The sequence below is a fragment of the Lysinibacillus sp. NPDC093712 genome (assembly GCF_050280025.1).
Lineage (GTDB): Bacteria > Bacillota > Bacilli > Bacillales_A > Planococcaceae > Lysinibacillus.
The window spans coordinates 106,674-119,557 of the sequence record NZ_JBNNUU010000002.1; the positions used below are offsets into that span (position 1 = coordinate 106,674).

The 12,884-nt window shown below is 28.2% G+C and carries 22 protein-coding genes; 6 read left to right on the plus strand and 16 right to left on the minus strand.

Annotation, left to right across the window (positions count from 1 at the left end; translation table 11 throughout):
• Positions 1 to 53 precede the first annotated feature (53 nt).
• The 16 genes from ACQKNX_RS07975 to ACQKNX_RS08050 form a co-directional block, all read right to left on the minus strand.
• A complete protein-coding gene (locus tag ACQKNX_RS07975) occupies positions 54 to 1,271 on the minus strand; it encodes a hypothetical protein (RefSeq protein ID WP_427428423.1) in 1,218 nt (405 codons plus the stop codon).
• A 292-nt stretch (positions 1,272 to 1,563) separates the two neighbouring features.
• Positions 1,564 to 2,064 (minus strand): hypothetical protein, encoded by a 501-nt coding sequence (locus ACQKNX_RS07980; protein WP_427428424.1) that lies wholly within the window; start codon positions 2,062 to 2,064, stop codon positions 1,564 to 1,566.
• Positions 2,065 to 2,232: 168 nt separating this feature from the next.
• Complete coding sequence (locus ACQKNX_RS07985) at positions 2,233 to 3,372, minus strand: ATP-binding protein (protein WP_427428425.1); 1,140 nt, start codon at positions 3,370 to 3,372, stop codon at positions 2,233 to 2,235.
• A 125-nt stretch (positions 3,373 to 3,497) separates the two neighbouring features.
• Complete coding sequence (locus ACQKNX_RS07990; RefSeq protein ID WP_427428426.1) at positions 3,498 to 4,046, minus strand: hypothetical protein; 549 nt, start codon at positions 4,044 to 4,046, stop codon at positions 3,498 to 3,500.
• 42 nt (positions 4,047 to 4,088) lie between these two features.
• The gene (locus ACQKNX_RS07995) at positions 4,089 to 4,499 is read right to left on the minus strand and encodes a hypothetical protein (RefSeq protein ID WP_427428427.1); all 411 of its coding nucleotides are present in this window, start codon (positions 4,497 to 4,499) and stop codon (positions 4,089 to 4,091) included.
• Between the two features lie 459 nt (positions 4,500 to 4,958).
• Positions 4,959 to 5,591, minus strand: coding sequence for a hypothetical protein (locus ACQKNX_RS08000; RefSeq protein ID WP_427428428.1), 633 nt, complete (start codon positions 5,589 to 5,591; stop codon positions 4,959 to 4,961).
• 78 nt (positions 5,592 to 5,669) lie between these two features.
• Positions 5,670 to 6,032, minus strand: coding sequence for a hypothetical protein (locus ACQKNX_RS08005; protein ID WP_427428429.1), 363 nt, complete (start codon positions 6,030 to 6,032; stop codon positions 5,670 to 5,672).
• Between the two features lie 37 nt (positions 6,033 to 6,069).
• The gene (locus ACQKNX_RS08010) at positions 6,070 to 6,240 is read right to left on the minus strand and encodes a hypothetical protein (protein ID WP_427428430.1); all 171 of its coding nucleotides are present in this window, start codon (positions 6,238 to 6,240) and stop codon (positions 6,070 to 6,072) included.
• 37 nt (positions 6,241 to 6,277) lie between these two features.
• Positions 6,278 to 6,463, minus strand: coding sequence for a hypothetical protein (locus ACQKNX_RS08015; RefSeq protein WP_427428431.1), 186 nt, complete (start codon positions 6,461 to 6,463; stop codon positions 6,278 to 6,280).
• Positions 6,464 to 6,502: 39 nt separating this feature from the next.
• A complete protein-coding gene (locus ACQKNX_RS08020; RefSeq protein ID WP_427428432.1) occupies positions 6,503 to 6,628 on the minus strand; it encodes a hypothetical protein in 126 nt (41 codons plus the stop codon).
• 58 nt (positions 6,629 to 6,686) lie between these two features.
• The gene (locus ACQKNX_RS08025) at positions 6,687 to 7,214 is read right to left on the minus strand and encodes a hypothetical protein (RefSeq protein ID WP_427428433.1); all 528 of its coding nucleotides are present in this window, start codon (positions 7,212 to 7,214) and stop codon (positions 6,687 to 6,689) included.
• Positions 7,215 to 7,228: 14 nt separating this feature from the next.
• Positions 7,229 to 7,612, minus strand: coding sequence for a hypothetical protein (locus ACQKNX_RS08030; RefSeq protein ID WP_427428434.1), 384 nt, complete (start codon positions 7,610 to 7,612; stop codon positions 7,229 to 7,231).
• A 262-nt stretch (positions 7,613 to 7,874) separates the two neighbouring features.
• Complete coding sequence (locus tag ACQKNX_RS08035; RefSeq protein ID WP_427428435.1) at positions 7,875 to 8,081, minus strand: hypothetical protein; 207 nt, start codon at positions 8,079 to 8,081, stop codon at positions 7,875 to 7,877.
• A 69-nt stretch (positions 8,082 to 8,150) separates the two neighbouring features.
• Positions 8,151 to 8,363 (minus strand): hypothetical protein, encoded by a 213-nt coding sequence (locus ACQKNX_RS08040; RefSeq protein WP_427428436.1) that lies wholly within the window; start codon positions 8,361 to 8,363, stop codon positions 8,151 to 8,153.
• Positions 8,364 to 8,394: 31 nt separating this feature from the next.
• Positions 8,395 to 8,712 (minus strand): hypothetical protein, encoded by a 318-nt coding sequence (locus ACQKNX_RS08045; protein WP_427428437.1) that lies wholly within the window; start codon positions 8,710 to 8,712, stop codon positions 8,395 to 8,397.
• A 438-nt stretch (positions 8,713 to 9,150) separates the two neighbouring features.
• A complete protein-coding gene (locus ACQKNX_RS08050) occupies positions 9,151 to 9,477 on the minus strand; it encodes a hypothetical protein (RefSeq protein ID WP_427428438.1) in 327 nt (108 codons plus the stop codon).
• A 715-nt stretch (positions 9,478 to 10,192) separates the two neighbouring features.
• Here ACQKNX_RS08050 and ACQKNX_RS08055 point away from each other — a divergent pair.
• The 6 genes from ACQKNX_RS08055 to ACQKNX_RS08080 all read left to right on the plus strand — a co-directional run bounded on the left by ACQKNX_RS08055 (position 10,193) and on the right by ACQKNX_RS08080 (position 12,591).
• The gene (locus ACQKNX_RS08055) at positions 10,193 to 10,810 is read left to right on the plus strand and encodes a DNA-directed RNA polymerase subunit alpha C-terminal domain-containing protein (RefSeq protein WP_427428439.1); all 618 of its coding nucleotides are present in this window, start codon (positions 10,193 to 10,195) and stop codon (positions 10,808 to 10,810) included.
• 109 nt (positions 10,811 to 10,919) lie between these two features.
• Positions 10,920 to 11,384, plus strand: a complete 465-nt coding sequence (locus tag ACQKNX_RS08060; RefSeq protein ID WP_427428440.1) for a hypothetical protein — start codon at positions 10,920 to 10,922, stop codon at positions 11,382 to 11,384.
• Positions 11,385 to 11,423: 39 nt separating this feature from the next.
• The gene (locus tag ACQKNX_RS08065; protein ID WP_427428441.1) at positions 11,424 to 11,615 is read left to right on the plus strand and encodes a hypothetical protein; all 192 of its coding nucleotides are present in this window, start codon (positions 11,424 to 11,426) and stop codon (positions 11,613 to 11,615) included.
• A 94-nt stretch (positions 11,616 to 11,709) separates the two neighbouring features.
• Positions 11,710 to 11,946 carry a hypothetical protein gene (locus ACQKNX_RS08070; protein ID WP_427428442.1) on the plus strand — a complete coding sequence of 79 codons (237 nt, stop codon included), beginning with the start codon at positions 11,710 to 11,712 and terminating at the stop codon, positions 11,944 to 11,946.
• Positions 11,947 to 12,017: 71 nt separating this feature from the next.
• Entirely contained in the window at positions 12,018 to 12,449 is a 432-nt protein-coding gene (locus ACQKNX_RS08075) for a hypothetical protein (protein ID WP_427428443.1), read from the plus strand.
• On the plus strand, positions 12,442 to 12,591 hold the full coding sequence (locus ACQKNX_RS08080) for a hypothetical protein (RefSeq protein ID WP_427428444.1): 150 nt from the start codon (positions 12,442 to 12,444) through the stop codon (positions 12,589 to 12,591). Before ACQKNX_RS08075 ends, ACQKNX_RS08080 begins: the two co-directional genes overlap by 8 nt.
• The last annotated feature ends 293 nt before the right edge of the window (positions 12,592 to 12,884 follow it).

Sequence of the window (12,884 nt, forward strand, 5' to 3'; positions counted from 1 at the left end):
CTTTTATTGGATACCAAAGAGAGTAACTCTTTAAGCTACTCTCCTTCTCTACTTTAACTTGGTATATGATATAACATTACTGCGATTTTAATTTCTTTGTTCTTGTCTCCGTTTAAATGAAAAATATAATTAAACCAGCTTTCATCTTTTTGATCAACAAATTTAATAAAGTTTGTATGAGCCTGTATTGATTCCTTAGTTGTTTCAATTACACTTGTGAAATCCTTATTTTCGACAAATATTATTATAGCAGTTTTTGAATCTCTCCAAGTTAAATAGCCCAACAATTGATCAATAGTTTTTAAGAAAAACTTTTCACCTCTCCAAAATTTACACTCGCCTACAAATGCATTAACTCCTTCATGCCTTAATAAAATATCTGTTTTACCACTTTTATTAAATGTCTCACCTGAGGCAGTGCCGTCATAATGTGGTTCTAATAACATTAAGAAATGATCACGTAAATCCTCTTCACATTTATTTTTATAAACAGATGGCATTCTTTCAAATTGTCTACCCATGTCATGTATTATTTTTAATATGTCATAATACGTCTTATCATCTAATGTCGGTTCTGGAAGAAAATTTTCTTCTGTTCCTCTTGGTTTTACGGTAATTTTCTTTTTAACTTCTACATTAGATATTAAAAAAGTGTCGGATGTTTTTGTTTTCTTTTTGATTGGTATAACTAATTGCGATTTTTGTTTTCTTCTTTTTAAAAGCTCTTCTTTTCTTGCCTCAAAAGTTTCTGATATATGTCTTCTAATCAAAGAATTATAAACTTTTATATCATGATTTAAACTTTTAACTTGAGTAAGTAAACTGTCTTTAAACTTTTGAAACTCATCTTCGACTTCTAAATAATCTTTCTCAAGAATATATCTTTTAATTATCCTATTATTAATTGCATATGCTTTAAGAGTGGGTTTAAAACGTTTTGATGATGCGTATTTAAGAAACATTTCATCACCTTCAAATGGAATTGTATAATAAATAATAACTACGTTATCCTCAGCGGATAAATAATTAGAACTATTCATTCCTAATGGTAGTGACTCTTCCTCTTCTTCAGCATATATGTAATCTTCTAAAACTTCTATCGTGCGGACTTTATTTTCGTAGAATAAATAATCAATATACTGCTCTTGTCCAATATTTAGAATATATTCTTCACTTTCTTTTAAAATAAGTTTCTTAACTTTTTCTTGTTGTGATATAAAATAATCAAATAACCCTTCTTTAAAAAATAATCTTGATTCTATATAAATCAAAATAGTAATCATCCTTTTTAATTTTTAAACAATTATACTAAATAATTAATGATTTAACTAATATTCTATAAAAATGTTAATAACTTTATTATAATATGTATTTAATTAAATAAAATGTGTAATATGTCTTTAAATCTCCACTGATAACCCCCTGCACTTCGTAGCTTTCCTCTACATACCTGAGATATTAGACTGACTAATTCCCAATACTTCGCTTACTACAGATGCTGAATCCCACACCTTAATTATTCTGTTATTGTAATATGATATCTGTACTACTGGTTTTCCCTTTCTACTCAATAACTTTGTTCTCCTTAACTCCAAAATGATATGTATATTTATATCCTTTGATATCCCATTTATCTTGCTTATGTTTATCTACTATATTTACAAAAGTATATATATTTATCTTATTGAATTCTTCCATGACCAATTTAAAGAAATCCTCATTAACATCTCTACGTTCCAATACCCTACCCACTTTTCTTGCTTTTGACTTAAACTTTGTAAAGTATTCAATTGCTCTATATGGATCAATGTAATTTTCTCTATTAACATAATCAGCAATAACCACATATACGTCATTACCATAACTACTTTTACATATGTACTTATAAATATCTTTTGATAACAATTTAGCAACGTATTCTGGAGTTGCATTTAGCTTCAACCGCTTATATTTGTATTTCTCGACTTTATCAATTACCCATGCTAACGGATACACAGCCTTGTAATATGTATTTCGTAAACTTGATTTAATACTTTTAATCCTCTTATGTGTCGATGGTTTCATGCCGATTCTCCTTGTTTATGTATTTAATTTCATAATAAATCACTTTTATATAATCTTATAATATTCTCTATTCATCACATACTTAAAGTTTTAATGAATCTCTAGTTTTTAGTTATTCCATGTATAACTCCAAGTATGTGATTGTACATTACCACTTCAATGTATACTTTATGAATTGTTAAGCTTAAATTCTTCAAATATATTTTTTAATATTTGAACATTTTTATATTCTTTCTTAAATTCATCTGTTATATAACTCATGATTTCTGGAATATGCGGAATCCGAATACTTTGTGAATACTTGTGATTATCATGCCAAACAGATAAAACGTACTCTTTGAACGATTCCTTCTCATCTTCTGAATCAAAAACTAACATGCATTCCATAAATTTTCTATGAGATGTTGATTTTTCATCTCCATCGGGACTAAAGTAAAATTCATGAATAGTGTATTCTAATGTATCTTTAATAAAATATTTAAAGGGAATATCCCAATCATGACAACTTGTTAATGAAATACCGTCAGTAAAAGGTATAGAAGTGAAATATCTTCCTCCATCTAAAGATACTCCTCTTGTAGCAAATAATAGAGTTTGGTGATAATATAGTTTTATTTCATACCAACGAGGTCTTGTATCTGTTTGGTTAAATAAATAATATTCATACCCATACACATCATCTTCCCGTATATGCTCTATCGTGAACTCAGGAAAGTATTTATAGTATTTCTTTGATGATATTCCAGAAGTTGAATGAATCCACTCATTTGATTTTTTCAAGTAATATTCAACTCTTTCCAAAGGAGTTGAAATTAATCGAAATCTTTTCTTCCATAAGTATTCTACATGATGTATATCTGCGGACTTTTCTTTAGGCGTATTTGTATCCATTACCCTAGTGTAAATATTGTTAGCGAATACCCCTTGATACTTCTCACTCAAGTAATATGGAGTATTATTAGTATTCTTTATAACAATTACATCGATTTCCCCATTATCAATGATAATTGTCTCAACTTGGACTACCGGTCTTATTCCTCCTGAAAACTTCTTGTTCCTCAAGAAATCAATTAACATTTGTGTGTTTTTTCTATTTGCATCATTCACAACATTTCTTACTGAATAGTTATTTTCTTCATCTATCCCTATGATTATGTAAGCATCCTTGTTATCTATATTATTTGCCATACAAATTATATCGTGAAGTAAATCAGATTTTTTCTCATTTGCATACCATTCTTTTTTAAAATCCCAATATGACCCCTCTTGTCTCAGCGATATAAACTCTTGAATTAATTGGTTAAGCATTCTTCTCTTTACCTCATCTTTTTTATTGTATTCTTTATACAGATTCTATCTATCATACATTAATTCAAGAGATTCATAAATACTATTATGCAAATGACAATCTGTACTATAATATTCAGTTTTTATTAAACATCTAATGCAGTATGAACACTTTTTAGCTTTGATTCAAATTTAGTATCTTTTAATAACCCACTCCTATATATTTCACAAATCAGAGAACCTAATTCATCTGCCCAAGATTCACTTTGTTCAAAATAGAACTCCATTAGATTATAATTTTCAAATAAATATTCCTCGAAAGTACATTTGCAACCTGAACTGACATATTCTTTGTAGATTTTGCTATCTTTCATACCATTTACTTTAATGCGTTTCAACAATTCAGGTAAAATTAAATGAATAATTGCATCGTTATATGTACTAATCATATATGGTTTATGACATTGTGAAATGTAATACTCCGCCTGTTCAAGTAATGTTTCGTTTGTTAATTTAGGATAAATCTCATTTCGAGCATAAGAATTCATCCTGAAAGTTTGATATTCGTCTGGTGAAATACTCTTGTTATCAAATTCAGATACATGCTTCTTTGACCCATCTTCGAATAACACATACTTCAATTCATTTTCCTGTTTCAATTTTTCTTCATATTCCTTTGGCAATTTAAATGTCATTACAGTTCTCCTTCTTTACTTATATATTTGTTTTTATAAAATCTATCTTTTATACTGCTTAATGAAGTTCGATACTTTACTTATAAGGTTTAAATTGTTATCAATCTTACATTCGCCATTTTTATTTTTCATATGATTTAATTTAAAGTCTGTAATCATCTGATTAGACTTCTGATGATAATCATCACAATAGACTACGTCATCTTCCAATATCAATACAATGCAATCAGTATCATCTATTGGTTTAATTACACGTTCAATCTCGAATTGAGACTCGTTTAATTCAATAATTTCACCTGTTTGATAATGTAAGCTACTTTCAAATTCAATATCTTTATTCTCGCTATGCTTTATTTGCTCTAACACTTGAATAGGATTCCCATACTCAATGTATGGGGTTGTATATAAAATCGGCTCAATAAACCTATGATATTGTTTAATCTTATAATTCATATCTTCCTCCGTTTTTTTAATATTTATATTTTATGTAATTTCAACATTAATTCCAATTGATTTAAGACGGTCTTTACTACTTCTGGACACTTTATACCTCTACACAATATAACGCCTTAAATCTTTATTATTTAACGTTATATCGATTGCAAAATCCATTGAAAATATAATACATAGTCAATCAATCCAATACTGTTATTTTGTATTGTCACAAAGCCTTTAAATTCCCTAGTCGTATTTCATGCAACCTTTCAAGACTAAAATGCAATCTTTCTAGACACGATTACTAACTTCTAAGGACAGGATTACGAGTAAAGGTTGCATGAAATACGGTGTATAAAGAATAAGATACATAATATACAAAAGATACAATAAGAAACAGTATATACGCCCACAATTTCCTAATCGGAAAATGCGAATCGTAGGTTAATTTTCTTCTTTCTCTTCTACTTTTTCTTCTCATTTTATATTAAATAAATTTACCCTATAGTGATTATTGTATTTATCAAATATATTGTCATCGAATGGGTTGTCAAAATGTACTTGGTGTTTTGTTATGGATATTAACTTTTCCTTCTTTAATCGGTTATTATATCTAGTTAAAGTTTTATCACTTATTTTTAAATCAGATAGTATTGTTTCGTATGAAGGAAAGCAGTAGTCTTTCGATATCACGTTTCTATTTATGTATGACTCGTAATAATACATAAGTCTATAACCTATCAGTCCAATTCTATCTAGGTATAAATTCAAGTTTAAAGGTAGCTGAGTAAACCAATTGTCATCGTATGGTCGTAACAATGTAACCTTTAATTCCTTATTGATAGGAAGTTTTATTACTTTTTCTTTTATTAAGCCTTGATTATGTAATATATTAAATGAATTCTTTATTGTGCGATTATCTGTTATCCCTAGACCATCTTTCATTTTGTTGTGATTTATATTTATCACATTATTATTCTTATCATGAGATCGGAATTTCTGATAAAGTAAATACGCATAAACAGCGAATGACTTTTCATCAACATTAAATCCTATATTGCGTACAATTTCAGTTGGTATCTGTAGCCATATTAATTTCTCCTTAATCATATATTCAATTTCCTTTTATGTATTTTCTATTTTAAATATAAAGTGCAAAATTAATCAATCTCTACTACTTTCATCTCATTAATTAGACATTTCTAATTCTGACCATTTTTCAAATCCTGAGTTTGATGGTGACTCAAAATTCTCCAAAAACAAGTGTTTATTCCACTTACAAACTTGTCTAAAAGCCGATATATAGCCTTTAAGAGTTGTATCCTTAAAGCCGTTCTCCCTTAAAAGCTCTAAAAGTTCATATATGTGTTCTGTTTTTAGTTGTTTTGTGCATGTAATTCCGTATTTCCACTCCACGTATACAGCGAGCTTTGCAAATTGACTTTCACTCCCACCGGCTTCACGTTTTTCATGAAATTCACACATAAGCGTATTCCCTATACCACCTTTGGTATAAACTTCCTCTAATGCATCAAAATAATCCTTTTTCATTAATTCTACTCCTTCATATTTCAATAATAGATGTGTTTTATTTAATTGAACTTTCTTTAATGTCAAGAATTCTAAATTCCGAAGAATCCTCTTCCCAATCATCTTCATAATCGCCATCAAATGCTTTCTTCTTAGCCTCTTCCAATGAATTAGCCTCAACCAACATTATACGATTAGACTTTTGCTCATACTGAACTTCGAATTTCATAATCGTTTTCTCTCCCTTTAATAATAGTTCTATTTTATTAATCCTCAAAATACTCGTCAATTAAAAGTAAATGTGAAATTTGAAATGCTTTCTCATCATACTTTTTTATTTTACGTATCTTTTCGTTTGGAAAACTAATTGTAAAGTTAATTTTTGCACTATGCTCTGATTCGCCAATTGATGAATATGTGCCATTTTTAGTTTCAATAATGTAAATATCCATTTCGATTTCTCCTTTCAATAATAACTTCATTTTATAACATCAATGTTTGGCGGTAATAGTCCACTGTCCATTGTTAAAACTCACATCAATATTTTTATAACCTTGATTAATAAAATTCTGTACGATACGACCAATTTCACTTTTTACTTTAGTACTTGTTTGCATATTTACCCCCTCCTTTAAAATCACTGTTTTATTTTATATCGAACTAATAATAAAGGATCTATAACTTATCATCTGTAATATCAATAGGCACATCTTTATTTATATTCTCTTTTTTCTTTCTTTTAAAATTATCCCAAAAGCTTCTTTGTTTTTGTGCTTCATCTTTTTCAATATAACAAGAGCGACATAAATACTCTCCGTTGTCTCCTAAGGTATTAAGGTGTAACTTTGGTAATTGATTTTTCTTTGCTATACATGAACGATGCTGTCCGCTTGAAAGTGTCATATGCCCACATGCATTACTATGAGCATAAATGCCTGTACGTTTAGTTGCTGAGATATCACCACCATCTCTCATTTTTTCTAAAAGTCCGCGACAATACCCAACACGAGCTTTATAGTGGTAGTTATATGGAGAATTGCTTTTAGCATTTTCTTTTTCATATTCTTCATCGGTTAATTCAAATGTGCATCTACCTGTAGCAAGTTTATAACAATCATGTCTACTAAATGTAAAACAATATGATTCTTTTCTTGGGTCAATTATTACATCATGTTTTTCAGTCATAATTTCACCATCTTTCATCTCTTATAACAAACCTATTTGAAGTGCTTTGCAAATTGACTCAATGGAGTACCTTTTGTATAAAAATCATCTAAAGCATCATAAGCTAAGTCAATTATTGTCATTATATCGCTTCCATAGTTTGAGAAAATATAAATGAAAGCTTCGTTATCATCTAGATAATCATCTTTGTTTAATGGGTCTTTAAAATACATAACCTGATATGAAACATCAATACCTCCATCGAAACCTTCCACTCCATATCCTATTACATCAAAAATTATATTAATAACACCAATTACTTCTACTTCATCGAAAAAGTTTATTTCTAAAGTATACGAAGTGATATATCCTTCCATTGAATGTTTTTGAAATTCACTTAGGTAATCATCACTAACTCCAAATCCGATATCTGCCATAAAGTATCTCCTTATCGTTTTTTAATGATAGACTTCTTTGACTAAAAATCATCATATAATTCTTCATTTTCAGCTAAATCTGATTCAAGTTGCTCATAGTCACTTTTGCTCATCATTAGCTCAGATATACAGTTTTTATCATTTTTATTTCTTTATATTTCGCTTCTGCATCTTTCTTCGAAGTAAAATCTAATGTAATAAATTTATCAGTATTTAAATCTAGGAACTAACAACATTCTTCATTTATACTCACCTCTGCGAACTACTTTTCTTCTAACGAAAACTGTTTAATTTCACTTACTTCTTTACAAACTTTAGATATATCTTCAAGCTGTGAATTCGTAAAACTGCCATCTAATTCAAAAGTATCCATCAGAAACTCGCTATAAATGTCTTTGCTATTCGCAATTTCATAAACTCTTTGTAAGTCATTCTCGTTTAAATCCAAAATTTTTTCTTTAAAATTCATAATATTTAACCTCTCATTCTTATAGATTTTTTAGTTGTTGATCTTTTATAAAATGCTGATATTATTCAACTATTCTCCATTAATCATAAGTTCAAATGTTTCTGTTGTACCACAAGGAATCATTGGGCAACAAAATAATTCAGTATCATTTTTATTCTTTTTTCGTTTCATAATTGCCTCAAAAAGCTTTTCATTAATACGAATTTCTGTAATATCATAGCCAAAGTCTAAGCACTCGTTAATACTTCTTTTGATTTCATAAACATTGAATTTTTTAACCATAATCATTCCTCCATTTTTTATTATTACTCAATTAACGTAACTCAATTTGATTGGGTAACTTCTCCAACATTTCTTTAAACTCTGCTAAGTTTTCATATTGATAATGTTTTTCTGCACCATTAATAAATACATATTGAGCATTTTTGAAATCATCCATTATCTCAATCGTTACTGTAACGTTAGTAAAATCATAGCCTTCTTCTAAATCACTGTTCTCTTTAGCGAACCATTTGACTATTAAAGGTTCTGTGATTTCTTTTGTATAGAAATGTAATTTTTGATCCTCATAGAATCTAAACTTAAATCCTTTTTGCAGTAACAAATGTAAGATGCGTTCTTTCGTTTCCATTATTCATTCCTCCTTATTTTTTATAATATTATACTTTTATAGATTAATTTTACTTTACCTGTTAATGGTATACAACTCCCAACTACAAATTTAAATTAGTATTTATAGTTAGTTGAAGCTACCATTTTTCTTAACCTAAGATTACCATACGGTTGAAATTAAAGTCAATAAAAATTGTGTATTTATTTAATCATTTACTACAACTTTCTTTTTCAAAATACTTTTAGTATAAGTTTCTACTAATTTCATTTTTTTCAAAATCATACAATTAATAAATCAAGATTCTATTTTTCTATATTTTTCGTAATCAAAAATTTTACAAATTCTAATTTTCAAAATGTAAAATTCTACGATTTTGATTTTTTAATTCTACAGTTTTGATTTTTACTTAGATAAAGCAACCACAATTTCATCAGTGATTATCACTAAATCACGAAATTAGTTTGCTAACAGCTTCATATACCCCTTTTGAAGTTCTTTCATTTGATCTTTATAGTAATCAGTTTCTTCCTTAGTAAAGGTTGGTGCAAATAAGGGTGGTACTTCAATTTCATCATCTGAATTATTTACTGAAATTTCGTATCGAGCAAAATCGTATTTATCCACTAATTCAAACCCATACTCTGTATTTATATTATTTATACATTCCTCTCTAACTTCATTGCTCATTTGCAATAGAGTATTATACACCTCGTATTTATTGTAATTTACTCCTGTACCATACTCCGTAGAATTGTTAACAACCAATTTTAATTGATTCATCATTTTCATTATCTCCTTTTAAATTTATATATTTAGTAACTTAAATTGTACCATACAACTTATCTTGATTAATTGTAATATTAGATTATTTTTAATACTTTATTCATTTTATTAATAAAAAATTACATTTTTATGTATTTTGTTATTCAAAGTTCCGAACAATAGTACAAAACATCAAGTGTTTTCTAGGCTTTACATATATATTTGACTTTTTGATAAAATTTAACTTACTTATAAGCTATAAATAAATTATACATAAGATACTAGTAAGATACAATAGTATTTTTTTACATTTATTTTATTATTCTTGCTAGATGCTTCATTCTTTACACTTTCATTTCTTTTATAATGGGTAGCGAATATTAGCTAATACATCGATCTGTGCAACTATTCAATTTGAAAAATCTCTTTTAATATGAAGAAACTCATTGCAGTTACCTAAATTGATCTCAAAATAGCCTTACCCCTAAACGTTTATAAAAAATCTTTTATCCACTTTAATTAAATAATTACATAAAAGTGTTGACGGATATAATAAACGGATGGTAAGATAAAGACAGTTAAGAAATACAAACAAATACATAAATCAAGTAAGTGCTTTGTAAAGTCACCTAGTCGCCAAGACCACTACCAAGTGTGAGCGTACAATGTAAGAAAGTAGCGACGATATGAGCATAGGTTATTTTATAAAGTGCTTACTTAATAGGAGGAACTTAAAATGAAAAAATTTAATGTTGCTGAAAATATTATAGTTGTTACTTCTCAAGGTTTTAAAAACTCTATTCAATCGGCTGTAGATTTTACATCAAGAGAGTATAACTCATATGGTCAAACTAGATATGATCGTTCATTTATTGCTACTATCGTAACATTCAATCCAGTAAATAAAGAAGTTGAATACTTCGCTGTTCGTGAGTTTATAGACACAGACAATACAAAACGTATTAACGAATTAATTGAAGATACAATTTCTCGAATTTCATCTAAAGAAGAATATATACAAAATGAATTAGTTGCTATTATTAAAGCTTCAGAATTTGAATATTATGGACATGTTGGATATGTCGATAAAGCAGAACAAGAAAGCCGAAATTTAAAAATAGAAAATAAATTCATGTCATTATATATCGATATCATTAGTCAAGCAAACGATGACGACCGTCCTATTGATTGTTTAGAACTTTCTATTCGTTCATTTAACTGCTTGAAACGTGCTGGATATGATACAATTCAACAAGTTAAAAATGCTACTCTTGACGAAATGATGCGAGTTAGAAATTTAGGAAGAAGTTCTTTAAATGAAATAGAACAGATTTTAAATATTAAATTTGCATAGTCAAACTAACTCGTCACAGCGAGTATAAACAGACATTAGGCTGTGAGCGTTCCCACCCTTCCGTGGGAGGTTGTAAGAAAAAATACATAAACACTTAGGAGGGAACAAAATGAAATTGAAAAATAAGATTAGCGCTCTATCTGGTATGACAGCAAAGGAATTACAAGCGGAGGCAAACAAGGAAGGTTTAGCTTGGTATAACCGCGAAGAAAAACGTAAGATGCGTAAAGATGAAATTATTAGTATGTTAACAGCTTATTTTACTGAATCTAAATTAAAAGAAATAAATACACAATGCAGTGAATTAGAAATAGAGAATTCAACAACTGTACAACTTGTTTCTTACTTTAAAGAACTGGCTTCTAGTGCAGTATCAACAGCTAAAAACGATTATCAGCAAGCTACACAACAATTAAGCAACGTTAAACAGTTATTATCAGATGCAATGGTAAAGCTTAATGACAAGTTAACAGACAAGCGAAACAAGCTATTAGCGCACAACTGGAATCTTACGATCAATAATATTAAATGTATAATATCAACAGCGGAGCGAAAAATTAGCGCTGTAGTTTAAACACTAATACTATTTTATAAAAATTGGAGGAATTGAAAAATGAAAACTTTAAAAAAAGAAGTTCTTAAAAATGGAATTACTATAGAGTTAGTCGAATGTGAAGGTAATTATCAAGTTGTTACAAGTGTTACCAGTTATCCAGAAACAATTACCTTCCTTGACAAAGCTATTTCAACATTTGAGAAACGTATAAAATTATATTCTAGATTTTCAAAATGTGTTATAAATTAAGTTTCAGTAATAAGTAAATATTATAAAATGGATATGTACCTTCGACAATATGTGGTAAAATTAAACAAAATATACCTATTGGAGGAAACATACTATGAAAATTAATAATTTAGAAGTTACATCTACCCTACTTGCCTATGACAGATGCCACAAAATTTATTTATTGGAAAGTGAAAATGATAGAAATGAAGCAATAGATACAGGTTATGAAATTATAGGAATTGATCAATTAGAAAAAGTATGGAATAATTCATGTGGCTTACGTTTTATCTGTAATTGGACAACTACGACTACATATGTAGCACAGGATGGAAAATTAGTATTGTCATAAAACAGTGGGAGATGTTATCTCCCCTTTCTTTACAAAATAATAAAATAATTATAAAAGGACGGTTAAACAAAATGAAAATTAAAAATATCTTATTATCAACTATTATTGTATTATCACTATTCACTCTATCAACAATTAGTGCCGATGCAGTTGCAAGGGAATCTAATACTACAATCAATAAATGTACACAGGTAACTACAAATGGTCTTAAAACTAATCAAACTGAATTATATTACATGTACAGTAATGATACCGGACATTATTTCCTTGATCCAAAAGCTGAATTTGAAAATGTTATTTATGTTGGTTTAAATGATTACTTAGTTGATAGCAATTTTAAAATAGATACCCCTTCCCTACACCACGGTAAAAAGTTTATTGGTACATTTACAGATGATACACTGTGGGAATTAGTGAAAATCGAAGAAGTTAATAATTTAACCATTTTAAGCAAAACCCCTACCCTACTTAAAATGAAAGTGAGGAGTTATGAAATTGATTAAAAAGTTAACTATTGTTATCGATAATTATTTTTGGATTGATGATGAAGCAACGCCAGAAGAAAAAAGATCATACTATAAATTTGGAATTACATTTAATACCCTATCAATAGCTATGTTCATATTGGTAAAAGGTTTCTTATAACTTTTAATTAAATAATTACACAAAATTAATTGACTAAAAAGGGTGGTCGTAGTATTATTAATTTAAGGAAATAGTAACGAGTCAATTAGTTGACTGCTTAAAATCTAATCTAAGTAAATAAACAGTAACACCTAATTATACATAGTTATTTATTTAGATTAGATTTTAAGTCCGAAAACAGTTAAATAAAATATGCTTTTTATTGAAAGTTTTAAAGTAACTCTAGTAGTTGCTTAACTTTTAAACGCTAATTAAATAATTACACATAATATGAAGGTGGTTAAACAAATGAG